A 19,394-nucleotide genomic window follows, 5' to 3' on the forward strand; every position below is an offset into this window, starting at 1 on the left:
AAAAAAAGGTTGCTTTAAGCAAAGGGGTCATTAAACTACATGGATTTTTTTAGACAATTAGTTGAAACGTACGGATCATTCTTTTCGCTGGATGCTTTGCAACAAGTATTCACAAATCCTGCTGCGTGGGGTGTCATTGGGACGCTTGTTATTTTAGAAGGATTGCTGTCGGCGGATAATGCGCTTGTGTTAGCCGTTATGGTTCGTCACTTACCAAAAGATCAGCAAAAGAAAGCCTTGTTCTATGGTATTATTGGTGCTTATGTTTTCCGTTTTCTTGCCATTGGTATCGGGGTATTCCTCGTTAAATTTACAGCCATTAAAATTATCGGTGGTCTGTACTTACTCTGGTTAGCTTATTCTAACTTGAAAAATGGTGAAGAGGAAGGCGAAACAAAAAACAAAGGGCAAGGTTTCTGGAAAACGGTTATTGCTGTTGAAATTATGGACATCGCATTTAGTTTAGATAGCGTCATTGCAGCGTTTGGTGTCTCAAACCAAGTGTGGGTATTGTTCCTTGGTGGACTTCTTGGCGTACTGATGATGCGTGGTGTCGCTCAATTGTTCTTAAAATTAATTGAGAAAGTACCAGAGCTTGAGAAAACAGCCTTCATTTTAATTGCCATTATTGGGGTGAAAATGATTGCGGGTGCCTTTGGCTTCCACGTACCAGAACTATTGTTCTTTGGTATTTTACTAGCGATCTTTGGAGCAACATTTATCGTTCATGCTGTGCGCAAACCAAAAGAAACGCATTAATAATAGAAAGTAAAGGCAATCACTGCAATCAGTGCTTTGCCTTTCTTTTTACTCAATTTAAGAAAGAAAGGAGGATTTGCTTGCGACATTTTCAATATTTAAGTCAGGAGCTAGAGCAGCGCCTCTTTTACCAGCTTCCCCAATCCTTTTCGAAAAACAGTGATAAGGCATGGATTGCTCATGGCTTAGGGGCCGCTTTATATATGCCGGCAACACGAGCGCGTATTGCGCAAGATATTGTAACGAAAAAGCACCGAGGTCTTATGACGATGATTCTGTGCTTAGAAGATAGCATTGAAGATGAGCGCGTTCCAGAAGCAGAACACAATATCATTCAAGAACTAACAACACTAGCACGGTACGTAGCAAATGGAGTGCTAGAGGAAGAAGCACTGCCTTTTCTTTTTATCCGTGTGCGGAACGAGGAGCAGATGGAGCGGCTTGCGCGTGGATTAGATCAATCCTTGCGACTCGTAACCGGGTTTGTGTTTCCAAAGTTCACATCAGAAAATGGGCCGCGTTATTTGGCAGTATTAGCACAGCTCAATGGTCGTTATCGCACGATGCTTTATGGCATGCCCATTTTAGAATCACCGGTCATCATGTATAAAGAAAGTCGCCTGAACGAATTGCAAGCGCTATTAAAACTCTTTCTGCTCTATGAGGAATGGATTTTAAATATCCGTATAGGAGCGACTGATTTTTCCGGATTGTTCGGTTTGCGACGTCGTCCGGATGAGACGATTTATGATGTCGGTGTGATTGCAGATTGCTTCGCCGATCTTGTGAATACCTTTCGTCGGGAGCCCTATCCCTTCGTACTTTCTGGTCCTGTTTGGGAATATTTCGAATCGCAACCATCTCTACAATCGTTTACAGGACTTTTAAAAGAAGTGCGGCTCGATCAATTAAATGGTTTCATCGGGAAAACGATTATTCATCCAACGCATATTATACCGGTGCAGGCCATGTATACCGTCTCGCATGAAGAATATTGTGATGCCAAAAGCATTCTCGAACGAGGTGCGGGTGGCGTGATGAAAAGCACGTATAGCAATAAAATGAATGAAGCCAAGCCACATTATGCTTGGGCAAAAAACGTTATGCAACAATCAAAGATATATGGAGTGTTACGACATGACAAAACAAGCATCGACTTACTGTCCCATTACAAAGAAGTACCACATCTTGGATTCTATCGAAGTTGATGTGCGTGTGACCGAAAATACGTATGATCTGGCGCTATCGCAATTGTTTACGATGGCGGCACGAAAAAATAAAAAACGGAGCTTTTTATTCGTAAGTAATGTGCTTGGAAAGCATATTTCCGTCGTACCTGCTGTCTCTCTTTTATACGGTCGAGCGTTGGCAGCTACGTATGTAAATATGCAGCAGCTCGCACCATTGTCGTATGAACCAACGCTAAAAGAAGTGTTGAAACAAGGAGAAGAACAGGCGGCGATTGCCTTCTATGAAACCATTCGTAACGATCGCTATCGTCTCCAAGAACAGACGCTATTTATCGGTTTTGCGGAAACGGCAACGGCCCTTGGACATGCTGTGTTTGAAGCGTTTGAAAACGGTATGTACGTTCATACGACCCGCGAACAGCTTCTGCATCAGCCCGAGACGCTTACCTTTGAAGAGGAGCATTCGCATGCGACGGCTCAGCGCTGTTATGTACAAGAAAATTGGCTGCAACATGACGGACCCGTCGTTCTTGTTGATGATGAAATTACGACAGGGAAAACAGCACTCAACATTATTGAAGATCTTCATGCGCGCTATCCACGAAAAGCCTATACCGTTCTTTCACTATTAGATTGGCGAACGAGTGAGCATGTAGCAGCCTGTCGAGCCGTAGAGCAAGCACTTGGCATTACAATTACGTTCTGTTCCTTATTGCGAGGCGACATAGAAGTAAAGGGTTCACCGCTTGCTCAAGAAAAACCGTATGAATATCACGCTTTACAAGACAGTCCAGCGCCAACAATTAAGCATCATGCGCTAGGGCAAAACGTATCTGCATCCGCCCTTTATAGCGCTGGAACCGAACAAAATGATTCGCCGTACCTTGTCTATACGGGACGATTTGGCTTACAAGCAGAGCAGCAAGCAGCAGTAGATACGTATTGTTCCGAAGTAGCTCGCTCTTTACAGCCATTCGTCATCTCGCCCGAACGGACGCTATGTCTAGGCACAGGGGAATTTATGTACATTCCTATGAAAATAGCAGGACATCTTGGGGTTACGGCCTACCATTCCACAACTCGCAGTCCTGTGCATCGCGAAGAGCGCCCACACTATGGGGTGCAAAACGGTATTAGCTTTACAAGTTTGGAAGAGAAGTCACTGCTAAATTACGTGTATAACATTCCGTATGGAGCGTATGATGACCTGTTTTTATTCATCGAACGTCATCATTCACAGGAGGCGTTACAGTCGATCCTTGCTTCACTTAGTAAAACAGGGGTTCAGAGAATTCATCTCGTTACACATACCCCGGCACACGTAGGAAAGGAAACAACATGAAATCAATCGGTAGTTATCCTCAGGAAGACGTTACGTTTCTTGTAAAAGATTTAAGTGATATTGAGATGGAGAGAGGAACAAAAGAGCGTGAAGCCGCCATTCAATCGGGTACCCATTATTCAGAAATGTTACCGATTGAATATGAGCCAACTGCAGAATATATGGCGCTATATCATGAATCGCTTACACGCAATGCAAGCAAGCTAGCGCTTTGTACAGGCGTTGTTAGTACGCGCATGTATCATAAATTTAACGACCAACCCTTTGTACTCGTTTCCCTTGCGCGCGCCGGAACTCCTGTAGGGATTTTAATAAAGCGGTATTTAGAAACGCAATTTCAGTGTCATGTGCCGCACTATAGCATTTCCATTATTCGCGATCGCGGCATTGATGAAGTGGCGCTGCGTTATATTTTAGATCGTCATCCCGGTTGCCAGTTACAATTTGTAGATGGTTGGACAGGAAAAGGGGCGATTACGAAAGAATTAACCGCATCCTGTCAGCGTTACTATGAAAAATATGGCGTCTCGTTGGATGACGAACTGGCCGTGCTAGCAGATCCAGGGTATTGCTCGTCTCTTTTTGGTACGCGTGAGGATTTCTTGATTCCAAGTGCATGCTTAAATTCAACGGTTTCAGGGCTTGTTAGTCGCACGGTGTTAAATAGGCAGTGGATTGGTGAGGGTGATTTTCATGGTGCGAAATATTATAAGCACTTAGAAGAAAAAGACGTTTCTGTTGCGTTTATTGAAGAAGTGGCTCGTCATTTTAAAGACGTTCATGAAGAAGCAGTGCGTCGTGGCGCGAAAAAGGAAGATACGACGCTCACATGGCGTGGGCTTGCTGATCTCCAATCCATTCAAGAAGATTTTCACATTGAAAATATGAATTTCATTAAGCCTGGTGTTGGCGAAACAACGCGTGTGCTTCTGCGCAGAGTTCCGTGGAAAATCTTAGTGAAAGATAAGCAGGATCAGCGCATTCAACATATTTTATTGCTTGCTCGTGATCGGGGCGTAACCGTGGAACAGTATGAAAAAATGACGTATACGTGCTGCGGTCTCATCCAACCGCTTACAGGAGGGGTAGAATGATTTTTGCAAGTGATTTAGATCGAACGTTACTCTATTCGAAGGCATCGGCAGCGCGCGATTGTGAGGACATGATCGTCATGGAGATGTTAGAACAACAGCCCATTTCTTATATGACAAAAGAGGCACTCGCACAGTTGCAGCAGCTTCATTCTGAAATGCTATTTATTCCGGTAACCACACGCACGGTGGAGCAGTATGAGCGCATTTCGTTCTTGCAAGCAAGCGGAATAGCACCGAAATATGCGGTGACGAGCAATGGTGGAAACATTATAATAGATGGTAAAATAGATAGAGAATGGAAACGTCATATAGCGCAAAAAATGCAGACAACATGTATAACGATCATGGATGTACGCAAAAAATTCCAAGAAATTTCCGGAGACTGGATTCTTAAAGAACGAACCGCCGATGAATTATTTTTTTATTGTGTGATTGATCGATCCAAGTTACCGCAGGAAGATGTGGAGACGTTCTGTAGCTGGGCGAAAGAGCAAGGTTGGGAAAGTTCACTTCAAGGAAGAAAGCTGTATTTCGTGCCATCAGCTGTTAATAAGTATGAGCCAATCGCGTACATTCAAACGTTAGAAAACGAACCGCAGTACATGGCGGCAGGAGATTCTCAGCTTGATTACTGCTTACTAGCCCAGGCCACACACGCCTTCGTGCCAGCACACGGTGAATTAGCTGACAACCCTCATCCGTTCCTAGAAACAACGCAACGAGGAGCGGCGGCGGCTTACGAAATCCTGCAACGCGTAAGAGCGCTTTCTCCTATGAAGGTTGCTTTTTCGTAAATGAGATAACGAACAAAAGAAACAGAAGAGCAACTGTACCAAGCGAAGCAATCAGTGTGCGCGTTATGTCGTGGAGTTGAAAGTAGAGAAAGAAAGACAAGAAGCATTGCACAACGCACACATCTACAATATTCATTGCGCGCGATGAAACAACTTCTTTATAGGATGAGAGCGCAGTCATGACCTCTTCGTCTTTCTTTCGCGATACATAATGTCTCATAGGGCGATCTCCTTTTTTTATAGTCTCTAGAATATAAGTATGCGAACAATGCGCGTAATATAAACAATCACTACGAAACAAAAGCAAGAGGAGCTTTGAAAGCAATGATTAACTTAGAAAAAAGCGAACCGGATTTAATGACTTATAAAATTATGGAATCTAGTAAAGCGTGCGAAGAATGGGGCATTCATACATCTACGTTACGCAAGCGAATTCAAGATTTCCCAAAAGGAACGATCCGAAAAATCGGCAACAGCTATGCGGTTACACGTAGAGGAATGTTCTCAGTGTTCGGCGTTCCGAAAGAGAATTATTATAATGAACGGAGTGGATCTTAAATGAGCGTACGGTTAAAAAAGGGACAAAAAGTAGACTTAACGAAAAGTAACCCGGGGTTATTTAAACTATCAGTTGGCTTAGGTTGGGATGTAAACGAACAGGGTGGCCCAAGCTATGACTTAGATGCTTCAGCTTTTTTACTGCAAGAGACAGGAAAAGTTCGCTCTGAGCAAGATTTTATTTTTTATAACAATCCCATTGGTGCAAACTCTTCTGTGGTGTATGAAGGTGATAACCGCACAGGTGTTGGTAACCATGATGATGAGGTCATTCGCATAGACTTAATTCAAGTCCCTACGCACATTCAACGCATTGCCTTTACGATTACGATTCATGATGCGGCGCAAAAAGGACAAAGCTTCGGACACATTCGTAATGCCTACGTGCGCATTTTTGATGATCAAACGGGGCGAGAGCTTATTCGCTATGATTTAGGGCATGAATTTTCTGTAGAAACGGCGGTCGTCGCAGCTGAACTATATCGCCATAATGGCGAGTGGAAGTTCAACGCGATTGGAAGCGGTTTTCAAGGAGGTCTAGCGGCTTTATGTAGCAACTTTGGCATTGATGTAGAAGACGAGCCTGCTTCACCAGCTAGTGGCTACTCTAGCATGCCAAGCCAGTCGCAGAACTATCAGCAAAATGGAATGGCAGGTCAGCCTGGAGGCTACGGTCAAAGCGGAGCCAGCGGTCAAATGAGCGGCTATGGTCAAAGTGGAGCCAGCGGTCAAATGAGTGGTTACGGTCAGCCTGGAAGCTATCATCAAGCAAGCATGCCAGCTCATACGGGCGGCGGTGTACCAACATATGGCCAAGGTGTGCAAGGTAATCAATCTACGATGAATGCGTGTCCACGCTGTCACTCCCAAAACATTAGCACAGGGAAAAAGGGCTTTGGCATCGGAAAAGCAGCGATCGGTGGTCTCATTCTTGGACCCGTCGGTTTGCTCGGCGGCTTTATCGGTGGAAACAAAGTGAAATTTACGTGTAATTCTTGCGGCAACAAGTGGTCTCCGGATCAAAAAGATTGGTCTGCATGGGCTAATGAACAGAAGCATAAAACGCAAGAGCTCTTTAACCGTTTTAAAAGTCAAGATGTGTTAGATGCGGTCGTCGCATGTTTTGCGCTCGTTAGTATGGCGGATGGCTCTCTTTCTGAAATTGAGCGTCAAAAAGTGAATGAATTTATTCATAATAGTGAAGAATTACGCGTATTTGAAACGCATAAAGTGCAGCAGCGCTTTCAAGATTTTGTTAGCATGCTGCAACGAAACTTCATGGTCGGACGCAATGATGCTCTTAAAGCCATTAACCGCATTCGTCAAAAGCCGGAAATTGCTCGTACGGTCGTACATTATGGTGTGGCAATCGGCTTTGCTGATGGGGTATTTGAGCAAAGTGAGAAAAATGCGATCATTGATATTTGTCGTGAATTATCGTTAAATTCAGCAGAGTTTCTATCATAAGAAAAAGGGGCGCTTCGGCGCTCTCTTTTTTTGTTTACAAAAAATACCTGTAGTGCTATACTATTCGAAATTTATGGAAGGGGTTAGAAGTATGGAGGAGAATGGAGTACAGATGCCACAAGAAGTAGAGACGGAGCGCTTACTAATGCGCCTACCTTGTCGTGAAGATGGGGTGGCAGTAAATGCCGCTATTGTCGCATCGTTTGCAGAGCTTCAGCCGTGGTTACCTTTTGCACAAAGCATTCCACCTGTGTTAGAAACGACAGAAAATCTTATGAGCGCGCGAGAGAAATTTTTAGCAGGAAATTCATTTCGCTATCTACTATTTTTAAAAGAAAGTGGCGCGTTTGTTGGAACTGCGAGTATACAAGGAGTAGATTGGGAGCTTCCGAAGTGTGAGATTGGGTATTGGTTACATAGTGAGCATAGCGGACATGGGTATATGCGCGAAGCGGTTCAAAAGCTAGTTGAACTTGGCCTGCAACAAGCGCAGTTTAAACGAATGGAAATCCGTTGTGAGACAGAGAATATAAAAAGTCGTGCTATTGCAGAAGCACTCGGCTTTGAACTAGAAGGCATTTTACGCAATGACGATTGGTCAGCCGATGGTTTACGCCTAACCGATACGTGCATTTATGCAGTCATTGCCTAAGGATTGAGCAGAGATGGAGATTAGAAGAATGCAAGAAAAAGAGCGTTATTTTCTCGGAGTTTTTGAGGGAGATGTTCGTAGGGTTTAGCCAAAGAGATTACACTAGAATTCTTTGACTTATTGATGAGGGCACCGTATTTGTTGCTCGAAAAGCATACTTGATAACGAATCACGTGCTGCAGGCGATAGAAGCAGTCGTAGTACGATAAGGGATCACTCACTATGGTCTGCATGGTGGCTATCCTCGGGCACACGTTTCTTAAGCGCAACTTTTTGGTGAGGTGACTTGATTGGAGCGCGATATGTCCCGCTGCACCAGGTAAAAAAAAACAAATAAAGGTGCTATAAACCACTACTTCCTCTCTTTTTTGTCATATTAGAGGGCTTGTCTCTTGACTTGTTCTCTTTTTCTGCTCTTTCGCATGTCCTGAGGGGATTTTGTCTTGCTTATGCGCGATTCAAGTGTTTCTGCGCGTCAAACTCATCTGCACGCAACTCAATACTTTGACCTTGTTTAAGTTCTTTTTTTCATAATCTTGCTCTTTTTACACGTAATTCTGGTGTTTGTCGTTAATTTAGCACTGTTTTCATGTGAATCTAGTACTTTATGCACGTAATTTTGTTGTTTTTAAGCATGATTCCTCTTCTTGCGCGCGAACGCCACTCCTCTGCGCGCGAACGAAGCCTCTCTGCGCGCGAACGGGGCCTCTCTGCGCGCGAACGGAGTACCTCTGCGCGCGAACGAAGCCTCTCAGCGCGCGACCGAAGCCTCTTTGCGCGCGACCACCATCCCTCTGCGCGCAAACCCCTCTTTTTGCCATTACTAAAGAGCTTGCCTCCCCTTACATGCTTCTCATCTCACGTGCCTACAAGCGATATAAAAAATGGCACTCATCACCTTAACTCGATGATGAAAGCCATTTTTTAAGTCCCAGCCTCTTTATTTGTTTAAAGAATACCTTGTCCCGTAAAGCGAGCAGTTGCAATTGGAGTTGTAACGGCTACGAAGTCAAGACGCACGCCAAGCTTTGTAAAGACTGGTCTTAAAATATTGTAAAAGTAACGGCTTGTTTGTTCTAAGCTTGGTGAAAAAGGTACAAACGCTGGTGGATATTTTATTTCTGGTGGTACTGGTTCGCCTTCTTGGACGAGTGTGCGCCGATCATACCGTGAACGAATGAGACGATTGAAGACGTCTTGTACCGTTAAGGCATCGATAATGAATCCGGGTTCAGGAAAAATCGGTTTTGTGTTACTAACACCGATTGTGACATTAATAATCGGATACTTTGGAACGTATCCATAATCGGTTAACACACGATCGATATACACTTTATTTTGGACAGCTAGTGTAGTAGCAGAAATGGGTCCATTGGTAGAAGCCATACGTTTTTCCTCCTGTTATAGAATGCCTTGTCCCGTAAAACGAGCTGTCGCAATGGGGCTCATTACGGCTACAAAATCTAAACGCACGCCAAGTTTTGTAAAGACGGGCCGCAATATACTAAAAAAGTAGCGACTCGTTTCTTCTAAACTAGGTGAAAAAGGGACGTACGCGACTGGACGTGTAATTTCCGGTGGATAAGGCTGTCCTTCTTGCACGAGTGTTTTATTGTTATAACGTGAACGAATGAGCCGATTAAAGACGTCTTGTACCGTTAAGGCATCAATGATAAAGCCTGGTTCAGGGAAAATTGGTTTTATATTGCTCACGCCAATTGTGACATTAATAATGGGTAGTTTTGGAACGAAACCATAATCGGTAATCACACGGTCGATATATACTTTATTTTGAACCGCGAGCGTTGTGGCAGAAATCGGTCCATTATTGTTAGTAGCCATTGTACAATTGTTCCTCCTAGTAATTTGAAATGGAGAGCAAAAGCGCTCTTGTATGTTAGCATATGTTTCATTACCACACGGTGAAACGGCACTTGTCTATGTTAGGCGTTCATATTTCGACCGAAGCGAGCCGTTGCGAGTGGAGAAATAACCGCCACATAATCAAGTGTAATGTTAAGTTTCTTTATTTCTGGAAGTAAGAGCGTGTAGAAATAGCGAGCAGTGGCTTCAAGACTCGGAGAAAAAGGAACTGGAGCAGGTGGTAGTGTGGCTTCTGGTGGTAGTGTAACCCCTTTTTGAACAATTGTTCGCTCATTATAGCGCGCATAAATCGTTCGTTTGAATAATTCTTGAATGGTTGTTTCACGAACGATAAAGCCGGGTTCTTGATTGTTAATGACGGGTTTACTCACTCCAATTGCCACGTTTACAATGGGGAAGTTTGGGTCGTAGAGATAATCTGTTACATAGCGTTGCGTTAAAATTTTGTTGTAAACGATCAGTTCTGTTGCCAACAGGTAACCTCCTAAGAGTAAAATTTTTTTGTTTGCTACTATAGTATGTAAAAGAAGCAAAGGGGACAGCGGTAAATGTCTATCCTTAGGCAGGAAAATTAATTGATCCATGCGAATGTGTAGAGAAGGGGGGATTAATTATGTTAACTAAAATGGCAGATGGCTTTTCAAGAGGAGTTCGGCGTTATTTACCGGATGCCTTTGTTATTGCGGTCGTTATGACACTTGTGGTGCTGATGATTGCAATTGGGATGAACCCTACGAAACCACTTGCGATGTTTAAAGCATGGGGCGATGGCTTTTGGGTGTATCTTGTGTTTACGTTGCAAATGGTGCTGTTGTTAATGACGGGCATGACGCTTGCGGCGGTACCGTTTATTGCACGCGGCTTGCAAAGGCTTGCAGGACTTGCGAATACGGCTACGAAAGCGTACGTCCTAACCTTTTTAGTCACATCTTTTGCGTATTATATTAACTGGGGACTCGCTGTAATTATTGGCGCCATCATTACGAAAGAAATCGGCCTTCGCAATAAGCAAGTTCATTTTCCGTTGCTTGTAGCGACAGCCTATGCACCGACTGCGCTTTATTCGGCAGGATTATCAAGCTCGATTGGCTTAACCGTCGCGACGAAAGGGCACTTTTTAGAAAAAGTAATGGGTGTGATTCCTACGTCCGAAACGATTTTTAGTTTGCCGACGATTACGATCTTTCTAGCACTGCTAATCACGATGCCTATTTTCATCGTCAAAATGGCACCGAAAAAAAACGTGATCTCGTATGAGCCACTCGCCGCAGAAGAACAAGCAGTCAGCGTGGCGCCGAGTGAGCTAACACCTGCTGAAAAGCTAGAACATACACCGGTGCTTGGAATCGTGATGGGCGCAGTCGGCTTAGTTTATGTAATCTATGAGTTTGCGACCGGACGTGGGCTCGATTTGAACATTATTAATCTCTTCTTTTTAGCAGCAGGTCTCGTGCTGCATCGCTCGCTTTTTTCGTTTGCGGAGGCGTTTAAAGAAGCGGCAACATCGATCTCACCAATCATACTGCAGTTTCCGTTTTACGCCGGCATTATCGGCATATTAGGGGCCTCTGGCATGGGGGCGGCAATTATTAATTGGATGACGTCTGTCGCTTCGGCGGACACCTTTCAACTGTTTACATATTGGACAGCAGGTGTTGTGAATATCGTTGCGCCCTCAGGTGGTGGGCAATGGGCCTTACAAGGACCGCTTCAAGTGCCAGCGGGGATCGCGCTTGGCGTAAAGCCTGCTGACATTGCAATGGCTGTCGGTTGGGGCGATGCGTGGACGAACTTAATTCAACCGTTTTGGGCATTGCCGATTCTATCGGTTGTTGGTCTTCATATTCGCGATATTATGGGCTATTGTATTTTACTGAGCGTTTGGGTGGGCATTGTAACGACCGTGCTTATCTACTTTTTATATTAGGGGCATGGTAAAATGAAACCGTAATCATTTGTGAGAAAAGGGGAGTACAATGAAGGAAAAAAACGCCACATCGGAAGAACAGAACATTCATACCGATTTTAAAGAAAATATGACCTATGGTGACTATTTACAGCTTGATAAAATTTTAAATGCGCAGCAACGCCTTTCCGGTCATCACGATGAAGTGTTATTCATTATTATTCACCAAGTCAGTGAGCTATGGATGAAGTTAATATTGCATGAATTACAAGCGGCGGTTACCGCTATTCATGACAATGATTTATCGTCAGCACAGAAAAAATTAGCGCGTGTTTCCAAAACACAATCACAAATTATTCAAGCGTGGGACGTATTAGCGACGATGACACCGTCTGAGTATATGGAATTTCGTGATTCGCTAGGCCAAGCATCTGGCTTTCAATCGTTTCAATATCGCATGATTGAGTTTGCACTCGGCTATAAACTACCACACGTGTTAAAAATCTATGAAAAAGATGCTGCACTGCTTGCGCAATTACAACAAGCGTATGAAGCGCCAAGCATTTATGATGCGGCAATTGCGGCACTGAAGCGCAACGGCTTAGCAATCGATGATTGTGTCAGCCATCGTGACTTCACGAAGTCGTATCAAGAAAATGAGTCAGTGCGTCAGGCATGGATCACTGTCTATCAAAATCCGAAAACGTACTGGGAGCTATACGAGCTTGCAGAGAAGCTTGTGGACATTGAAGATTGGCTACAGCAGTGGCGTTTCCGCCATATGAAAACGGTCGAGCGCATCATCGGCTTTAAAACGGGCACAGGCGGCTCATCTGGAGTGTCTTATTTGAAAAAAGTACTCGATCAACGCTTTTTCCCAGAGCTTTGGGATTTGCGTACAGAGTTATAAGGAGCTACTGATGACGTATCACATTCGCAACATGCACGAAGAGGATCTTGAACACGTGCAAGCAGTAGCTCGTCGAACGTGGCAAGCGACGTACGAAGGGATCATTCCTGCTCACATACAAGAGCGGTTTATCACCGTCGCTTACTGTAAGGAAAGTCTGCAGCAACGATTGCTACGCTCCTCCTTTTTTGTAGCAGAAGTAGAAGGTAACGTTGTCGGGTTTGCGAACTATGCTGCTGGAAAAGAAGAGGGTGTGCTAGCGCTAGTCGCTCTTTATGTGCTGCCTGAGCACCAAGGAACAGGAATCGGTACCGCCTTGTTACAAGTCGGCATGCAGTTGCAAAATGTACACACGATGGAAGTCGATGTGGAACAAGAAAATACAATCGGCATGACCTTTTATGTGGCGAAAGGCTTTACCGTGACCGAAACGTTTCAAGATGACTTTGACGGTCATACGCTAGAGACGGTAAGAATGCGCCGAACCGTATAACATATTCTGAGAAAAAGAGATTCGAATCGGTAGTGATTGGAGTCTCTTTTTTTGCTATTCGCAAAATTTACTTTTTGTGGTATTTTGAAAAAGGAAGGAGCTGGATGGTAATGCGTAAAAACAGTGAGGCATGGATTTATAGAGAAGTACAACGACCAAGACAATTCTTATTTATAGGATTTATCATTCTCCTGGCAGGTCTTTTTTGGTGGGCATGTTTTCAACAAATGATTTTCGGCACTCCATTTGGAGACAAACCAATGTCGGATGCTATGCTCGTTAGTATGTGGATCATTGTCGGGATCCTCATGCCGATTGCAGCGTTTACTGCTAAACTCATTACGGAAGTACGTGAGGATGGTGTGTATGTTAAATTTGTTCCTTTTCATTTTAAATACCATGTGTTTCGCTATGAGCGCATTCAAGACGCGCGCACCGTTACGTTTCGTTCGTTCCGCCGCTTTGGTGGCTGGGGCATTCGGACGAATCTGAAGGGAGAATGTTTGTATAACATTTCAGGTGGGCAAGGACTTGAGCTCAAGCTTACGACGGGAGACAAAGTCATTATCGGCTCAAAAAAAGCGGAGCAGCTGCTGCAGGCAATGTCCCGCTGAGAGGAACCTTTCATATCCTTTACAAGATCAAGACACCGCCCTCATAGTAGCTTTACATAGCCGTGTTATCGTTAAGAGAACACCAAGTATAAATTTACAAAAATAATAGTAATTAGTAAACTGTAGAAGGTCTTTTCATATCATAAAGAAACGGGGGAGCGTTATGAAGCGTTTGTTTCGAACGATGACAGCAGCGGCGGTATTATTTGGGGTTGGCACAGGCGTAATGACATCAGAAGCGGAGGCAGCGAAGCACATGAGTACGTCCCACATTACAAACGTTGCCCATCGTGGGGCATCGGGCTATGCTCCAGAGCATACGATGCTATCGTATGAGCTTGGCGATGTGATGCATGGTGATTATGTAGAAATTGATTTACAGATGACGAAAGATGGTAAATTAATAGCGATGCACGATGAAACGGTGAATCGGACGACGAATGGCAGTGGACGTGTCAAGGATCTCACACTCGCTGACATTAAAAAGCTTGATGCAGGTTCATGGTTTAACAAGCAATATCCAGAACGAGCACGTTCAGTTTATGTGGGCTTACGCGTGCCAACGCTATCAGAAATTTTTAAGAAATTAGGACCAACGAAAAAGTACTATATCGAAACGAAGTCTCCGGATGTGTATCCAGGAATGGAAGAAGAATTGCTTCGTCTTATGAATAAATACCATATTAGTAAGGAGACGACACTCATTCAATCGTTTAGTAAGGAAAGCTTGCTGAAAGTGAAACGTCTCGATCCGGACGTTAAGCTTGTGCAGCTGCTATCGTATAAAAAAACAGCGGTGATGACCGATGAACAGCTCGCTGAGTTAAAAACGTATGCAATGGGGATCGGGCCAAACTTTACGTATTTAACGAAAGAGTATGTGCAAAAAGTACGAACGGCAGGCTTAGCGATTCATCCGTATACGGTGAATGAAGTGGCCGATATGACGAGATTAATAGAGTGGGGCGTTACAGGCATGTTTACTAACTATCCAAATCGCCTGCATAGTGTGCTGCAAGCAAACTAATACGTGAGAGATTAAGAGAGGCGAATCATGCCTCTCTTCTTTTCTGTTTGCACATTTCTTCACAACAGCTGTAAAGGACTAAAGTACTATAAAGTGCAAAAAAGCTAAATTTTTCCTCCTTCTCACCCTTTTTTCTGTCGAGAAGGAAAGAAGAATGAGCGTCTTTATTGGGATAATAAGCCTTTTTCATAAAGTTTTTTGTGATAATGGTTAGGGAGATAGACATTTCTTGTTTACTACGATTTTTAAAAGTAAAGGGACTTTATTCCTTATTAAATGAAAGAAATGTGAAGATGAGAATAAGGAATCATACTCTGTTTAAACGCTTTCATAGTTTGTTAGGATACTAATTAGAGAGCATGATTGCGATTACATAAGCAGTTGTGTAAATATACCTATTCATTCTAATTGGAGTGAAAAAGAGGAGAGGGACTATGAAAAAGTTATTAAGATCGGTAACCATGACAGCAGCTATTCTTGGTATTAGTTCTGCCGTTGCTACGGGCGCAAGCGCAAGCACAAACGCAAACGTAAAAGCTAAAGCTACGCATAAAGTCGTTAATGTAGCACACCGAGGAGCATCTGGTTATGCACCTGAGCATACGATTCAATCGTACAAGCTTGGCGATAAAATGGGTGGTCAATACATCGAGCTTGATTTACAAATGACGAAAGACGGCGAGCTTATTGCTATGCACGATGAGTCGGTAAATCGCACGACGAACGGAAGCGGACAAGTTCGCAACCTAACGTTAAAACAAATTAAAGAATTAGATGCGGGTTCTTGGTTTAACGAAGCAAATCCAATCTATGCGAAAAAATCATACGTTGGCGCTAAAGTACCAACGTTAGAAGAAATTTTCCAAACGATGGGTAGCAATAAAAACTACTATATCGAAACGAAGTCTCCAGAAATTTATCCTGGAATGGAAAAGAAATTATTAAAGCTTGTCAACAAGTATCATATCAATAAAAACACGCTTTTAATTCAATCTTTCAGCAAGCAAAGTCTACTGAAAGTAAAACGCTTGGATCCATCCATTAAATTGATTCAATTGTTAGAGTTCACAGAGCCACACAAACTGACACAAGAAGAACTTGATGAGTACAAGCTCTATGCATACGGCATTGGACCAAACTTCGAAACGTTAAGCGAAAAATTTGTAAAACGTGCTGTGAAAAATGGTTTACAAGTTCACCCATGGACAGTGAATGAAATTAGCGACATGAAACGTCTAATTAAATGGGGCGTAACAGGTATGTTCTCGAACTATCCAGCACGTGTGAAATTTGCGATTCAAGAAGCACGTCAAGAGAAATAATAGGAGTCACATAAAAAGCGAAACAGCCCCCCTAAGCTGTTTCGCTTTTTTTCTTATGAATAATGATGTTTCATATGAGCAATGGTCGCTTCAAGTCCGGTATCGAGCGTAAAGGACGGTTGCCAGTTTAACTGCTGAATCGCTTTCGTACTCGTTAAGCGGCTGTGCATAATCTCTCCAGGGATCGGGGGGTGCTGAGCAGGAAGAGTAGCACTGTGTAGTTTAGTAGCAATGAGCTCATAGAGTGTGCGGATACTCGTTTGTTGATCATACCCAATATTAAATGTTTCATAGTCACCGCTCGTTATGCATAGTACGTTTGCTTTGGCAACATCTTCTACATAGACAAAATCACGTGTTTGCTGACCATCACCGCGGATGAACGGTGTGCGTCCGCTTAAAAGCTCATGAATGAATATGCTAATGACGCCGCCTTCTCCATTGGCTTTTTGGCGAGGTCCAAAGACATTCGCATAGCGTAGAATCGTATAGGGCAAGTTATGAAGCTGACCGAAAAAAGCAATGTAGCGTTCAGCAGTCAGCTTGGAAAGTCCGTAAAAGGAAAGAGGATCAACTGGACTTTGCTCTGTAATCGGAAGGCTTGCATCGCCGTAAACCGCACTCGTTGAAGAAAAGATAAATTTCTTTACGTGATAAAGCTTACAGCAGTGAAGTAAGTGCAGCGTTCCAAAAATGTTAGCTGCCGCGTCTTGCAGGGGATCTTCAAGCGAGTGGCTAACATTTGCTTGAGCCGCTAGGTGAATAACGATTTCCGGCTGCTCTTGTTGAAATAATTGTTCTAGCTTTGGGGAAAGAAGATCCCATGCATATAGCGGGATGTGAGGTGGTAGATTACTGGCTACGCCGTTTGATAAATTATCGACTACAATAGGGGTATGTCCTGCTAAGAGTAGCTTGTCTACGACGTGGGAGCCGATAAAGCCAGCTCCTCCTGTTACAAGTACTTTCATCGTAAATCCTTTTTCACTGTCATTAAAAAAACTCCTTCGCCGTTTCCGGCCCATTCTTTCTCATCGCCATCCAATACAGGTTCTCAATCTCCTGCACCATGTTCGCTTGTGTCAAATGCTTCTGAGCAAAGGCAGCGGCGTTCGTTCCTAATCGCGTTCGTAAAGAAGCGTCAGAAAGCAGGGATATGAGCGCCTCGCTTAACGCTTGCGTGTGACCAGAGGTGACGAGTAAGCCTGTTTCCTCATGTGTAATCATCTCTGGAATGCCGCCGCAACCTGTCGTAACAATTGGTTTTCCGGCAAACATCGCTTCAATGACCGAAAGCGGGAAATTATCATTATGGGTCGATAAGACGTAAATGTCGGAGGCGGCCAAAAGTTCTGGAACATCTTCCCGCCTCCCGAAAAATGTTACTTGATTGAGTTGTAACGCTTTCACCTTTGCTTCTAAATGACGTCTCATGACCCCATCACCAACAATCCATACGGCTGTATTTTGTAAGTGCTCCCTACATAAGGCGAGTGCGTCTATAAACGTCTCATGCCCTTTTCTCGGAGCTAAGCGGGAAATGAAGGTAATGGTGAGAGAGGATGAGGGGGGTGGTGGAGCCACATATGGAAAATCAATGCCAGTATGCACCGTTTGCAGCTGTTCACTTCGGGCGCCATCTGACCGTAAAGCAGGATGAAAGGATGACGCGATCGTAATGATTTTATGCGCGGCGGCAATGCCAACGTGTTCAATCGCTGAAAAATAACGGTGAATGAGACTGTTTTCTGTCATTTTGTTAAACGCAATTCGACTGCGTGTAAAATGACCGTGTGGTGTGAAAAATAGCGGCTTGCGCATCGTTTTATTCAGTTCGGCGAGTAAAAAGGCGGCAAATAAATCTTGTGTGTGTATGATGTCATACGTGTTTAGTGCTTGTTGTTTTAAATAATGATAGTACACATACAAGTAGCTGGCATTTTTAACAATGGTATCAGGAGCCGTCCCAAAGTGTGTTTGCAAATACGCACGCGCATGCGTTGCAATGCGAGGTACGTCATGCTCGTGAACATGGGGAGGCATTTGTACTGGAGATAGCACATGAACGTCATGACCAGCCTTTTCGAACCCTTGCTTTAACGAAGTAATGTAGTTGGAAAGCCCTCCGTAATTCGGATAGCGTAAGAAGGTAACATATAAGATTCGTAACGGTTTTTTACGGACAAAGGTTGCCAAGGGAGGAAGCGGAGCCGGCAATAGGCTTGCTTTCGGCTTTGTAAGCGGACGATCCATTGCTTGCAGCAAAAAGGGATGAAACGGTTCGGTTTCCTTCGTAAAAGGCTGCATGATCATTCTCCTTTGTTAAGTGAGACCTAACTCCTTGCACCAGAGCGTAACTTTTTCTAAATGATAGGGTAACAATTCGCCACCACGCTGTTCAAAATAGCGGCGAAGTTGGGTATGCAAGCCTCGCTCTAAGGTGCGTTGACAATAGGCCATCTTATAAAGCTTCAGTGCATCTCCTTTAAAGCGGATGCCATAGCGTGCCATTTCCTTCGTGTAGACATCTACTGCGCGGCGACGAATGCTTTCGCCTTGCGCATGCCAGTCTTTGCGAAAGGCAATTAAGATTTCAACGAGAATCACAAGATCAAACCAAACAGGTCCATATTTTGCCGATTCCCAATCAATCCATTGAATGTCCCAGGCTGTTGATTTTGTTGCATCATGTGTACAGATGTTTTGCATATGAAGATCAGAGTGCGTAATGGCTGAGCCAGAGCGCAGCAATTCTGGGAAAAAGTCAGGTCCTTTTGCTAACATGCTCATTAAAGAAGTGTAGTACGGTGAGATGACGGGTTCTAAAGCCGCATCGTCTTTGGCGCGTTGTAGAAGCTCTATCGTTTTCTTTACTTGCTTTTGGCGCTCTTGCGTCATCATTGATGAATGATAGAGAGGAAGCCACGGAGAAAAGTACTTTTCCCTTTTTGTAAACCGACTTTCAAACGTGGAGGCATGAAGCTTAGCGAGGGATGGGATAATATAGTCAAAATGTTGTGGAGTAAACGTGACTTGGCCGCGTACTTGGCGCACATATTCCATGAACACCCACGTATCGTTTCCGTGCGCTTCCATATGATAGACGGTTGGTAAAAAGGACTTCATCACTTTATACGCGCGCTTATACATGTTAATCTCCACGTCGTTTTTATGCTTGCCAGCGCTAAAGATTTTAAAAACGATGGGAAGTGTGCCTTGCTTGGTTGCAAGAGACAGCTGATAGATGGCACTGCGATCGGTCGCTTTTAATGACGTAATGGAAGTAGGGTCGATGGTAACAGGTTCGCCAAGTGCTTTTGACAGTTTGTCATTTGCTTTTATGCGTTTGAATTGTTCATACAGCTGATCGGTTGTATACAAA

Annotated in this window: 21 protein-coding genes and 1 pseudogene; 15 read left to right on the top strand and 7 right to left on the bottom strand. The window is 43.9% G+C overall.

What is annotated here, in order from left to right; translation table 11 throughout:
* Positions 1-39 precede the first annotated feature (39 nt).
* From A374_RS06310 to A374_RS06330, 5 genes are all read left to right on the top strand, one after another.
* Positions 40-759, top strand: coding sequence for a DUF475 domain-containing protein (locus A374_RS06310; RefSeq protein ID WP_007201366.1), 720 nt, complete (start codon positions 40-42; stop codon positions 757-759).
* Positions 760-839: 80 nt separating this feature from the next.
* Complete coding sequence (locus A374_RS06315) at positions 840-1,967, top strand: HpcH/HpaI aldolase/citrate lyase family protein (RefSeq protein ID WP_007201367.1); 1,128 nt, start codon at positions 840-842, stop codon at positions 1,965-1,967.
* Positions 1,948-3,291: a phosphoribosyltransferase family protein gene (locus A374_RS06320; protein ID WP_007201368.1), complete on the top strand. Its 1,344-nt coding sequence runs from the start codon at positions 1,948-1,950 to the stop codon at positions 3,289-3,291. The genes A374_RS06315 and A374_RS06320 overlap by 20 nt, the downstream gene beginning before the upstream one ends.
* A complete protein-coding gene (locus tag A374_RS06325) occupies positions 3,288-4,385 on the top strand; it encodes a cysteine protease StiP family protein (protein WP_007201369.1) in 1,098 nt (365 codons plus the stop codon). Before A374_RS06320 ends, A374_RS06325 begins: the two co-directional genes overlap by 4 nt.
* A complete protein-coding gene (locus A374_RS06330; protein WP_007201370.1) occupies positions 4,382-5,179 on the top strand; it encodes an HAD family hydrolase in 798 nt (265 codons plus the stop codon). The genes A374_RS06325 and A374_RS06330 overlap by 4 nt, the downstream gene beginning before the upstream one ends.
* Here A374_RS06330 and A374_RS06335 read toward each other — a convergent pair.
* Positions 5,157-5,399 carry a hypothetical protein gene (locus A374_RS06335; protein ID WP_007201371.1) on the bottom strand — a complete coding sequence of 81 codons (243 nt, stop codon included), beginning with the start codon at positions 5,397-5,399 and terminating at the stop codon, positions 5,157-5,159. The genes A374_RS06330 and A374_RS06335 overlap by 23 nt on opposite strands.
* 149 nt (positions 5,400-5,548) lie before the next feature.
* Between A374_RS06335 and A374_RS06340 the strand changes: the two are divergent.
* The 4 genes and pseudogenes from A374_RS06340 to A374_RS21440 form a co-directional block, all read left to right on the top strand.
* Positions 5,549-5,737, top strand: a pseudogene (locus A374_RS06340) (helix-turn-helix domain-containing protein); the annotation flags it as partial.
* Positions 5,738-7,204: a TerD family protein gene (locus A374_RS06345; protein WP_007201373.1), complete on the top strand. Its 1,467-nt coding sequence runs from the start codon at positions 5,738-5,740 to the stop codon at positions 7,202-7,204.
* Between the two features lie 91 nt (positions 7,205-7,295).
* Positions 7,296-7,856 (top strand): GNAT family N-acetyltransferase, encoded by a 561-nt coding sequence (locus A374_RS06350; RefSeq protein WP_007201374.1) that lies wholly within the window; start codon positions 7,296-7,298, stop codon positions 7,854-7,856.
* A 647-nt stretch (positions 7,857-8,503) separates the two neighbouring features.
* The gene (locus A374_RS21440) at positions 8,504-8,683 is read left to right on the top strand and encodes an alanine-zipper protein (RefSeq protein WP_420794944.1); all 180 of its coding nucleotides are present in this window, start codon (positions 8,504-8,506) and stop codon (positions 8,681-8,683) included.
* 121 nt (positions 8,684-8,804) lie between these two features.
* Here A374_RS21440 and A374_RS06360 read toward each other — a convergent pair whose 3' ends face one another.
* The 3 genes from A374_RS06360 to A374_RS06370 all read right to left on the bottom strand — a co-directional run bounded on the left by A374_RS06360 (position 8,805) and on the right by A374_RS06370 (position 10,213).
* On the bottom strand, positions 8,805-9,242 hold the full coding sequence (locus A374_RS06360; protein WP_007201376.1) for a 6-carboxytetrahydropterin synthase: 438 nt from the start codon (positions 9,240-9,242) through the stop codon (positions 8,805-8,807).
* 15 nt (positions 9,243-9,257) lie between these two features.
* Positions 9,258-9,698 carry a hypothetical protein gene (locus A374_RS06365; protein ID WP_007201377.1) on the bottom strand — a complete coding sequence of 147 codons (441 nt, stop codon included), beginning with the start codon at positions 9,696-9,698 and terminating at the stop codon, positions 9,258-9,260.
* Positions 9,699-9,799: 101 nt separating this feature from the next.
* Positions 9,800-10,213 (bottom strand): hypothetical protein, encoded by a 414-nt coding sequence (locus A374_RS06370; protein WP_007201378.1) that lies wholly within the window; start codon positions 10,211-10,213, stop codon positions 9,800-9,802.
* Positions 10,214-10,353: 140 nt separating this feature from the next.
* Between A374_RS06370 and A374_RS06375 the strand changes: the two genes are divergently transcribed.
* The 6 genes from A374_RS06375 to A374_RS06400 all read left to right on the top strand — a co-directional run bounded on the left by A374_RS06375 (position 10,354) and on the right by A374_RS06400 (position 16,012).
* Positions 10,354-11,667 (top strand): short-chain fatty acid transporter, encoded by a 1,314-nt coding sequence (locus A374_RS06375; protein WP_007201379.1) that lies wholly within the window; start codon positions 10,354-10,356, stop codon positions 11,665-11,667.
* A 49-nt stretch (positions 11,668-11,716) separates the two neighbouring features.
* The gene (gene kynA / locus A374_RS06380; RefSeq protein WP_007201380.1) at positions 11,717-12,556 is read left to right on the top strand and encodes a tryptophan 2,3-dioxygenase; all 840 of its coding nucleotides are present in this window, start codon (positions 11,717-11,719) and stop codon (positions 12,554-12,556) included.
* 10 nt (positions 12,557-12,566) lie between these two features.
* Positions 12,567-13,049 (top strand): GNAT family N-acetyltransferase, encoded by a 483-nt coding sequence (locus A374_RS06385; protein WP_007201381.1) that lies wholly within the window; start codon positions 12,567-12,569, stop codon positions 13,047-13,049.
* Positions 13,050-13,159: 110 nt separating this feature from the next.
* Positions 13,160-13,663, top strand: a complete 504-nt coding sequence (locus A374_RS06390; protein WP_007201382.1) for a DUF6141 family protein — start codon at positions 13,160-13,162, stop codon at positions 13,661-13,663.
* A 163-nt stretch (positions 13,664-13,826) separates the two neighbouring features.
* Positions 13,827-14,690 carry a glycerophosphodiester phosphodiesterase gene (locus A374_RS06395; protein ID WP_007201383.1) on the top strand — a complete coding sequence of 288 codons (864 nt, stop codon included), beginning with the start codon at positions 13,827-13,829 and terminating at the stop codon, positions 14,688-14,690.
* A gap of 434 nt (positions 14,691-15,124) precedes the next feature.
* A complete protein-coding gene (locus tag A374_RS06400) occupies positions 15,125-16,012 on the top strand; it encodes a glycerophosphodiester phosphodiesterase (protein ID WP_007201384.1) in 888 nt (295 codons plus the stop codon).
* A 53-nt stretch (positions 16,013-16,065) separates the two neighbouring features.
* Here A374_RS06400 and A374_RS06405 read toward each other — a convergent pair whose 3' ends face one another.
* The 3 genes from A374_RS06405 to A374_RS06415 are packed head-to-tail and all read right to left on the bottom strand — an operon-like array spanning position 16,066 to position 19,393.
* Positions 16,066-16,983 carry an NAD-dependent epimerase/dehydratase family protein gene (locus A374_RS06405; RefSeq protein ID WP_007201385.1) on the bottom strand — a complete coding sequence of 306 codons (918 nt, stop codon included), beginning with the start codon at positions 16,981-16,983 and terminating at the stop codon, positions 16,066-16,068.
* A gap of 22 nt (positions 16,984-17,005) precedes the next feature.
* Positions 17,006-18,319: a glycosyltransferase family 4 protein gene (locus A374_RS06410; RefSeq protein WP_007201386.1), complete on the bottom strand. Its 1,314-nt coding sequence runs from the start codon at positions 18,317-18,319 to the stop codon at positions 17,006-17,008.
* A 15-nt stretch (positions 18,320-18,334) separates the two neighbouring features.
* Positions 18,335-19,393 carry a phosphotransferase gene (locus tag A374_RS06415; RefSeq protein WP_007201387.1) on the bottom strand — a complete coding sequence of 353 codons (1,059 nt, stop codon included), beginning with the start codon at positions 19,391-19,393 and terminating at the stop codon, positions 18,335-18,337.
* Position 19,394: the final 1 nt, after the last annotated feature.

It is taken from the genome of Fictibacillus macauensis ZFHKF-1, assembly GCF_000269865.1.
Classification (GTDB): Bacteria; Bacillota; Bacilli; order Bacillales; family Fictibacillaceae; genus Fictibacillus_C; species Fictibacillus_C macauensis.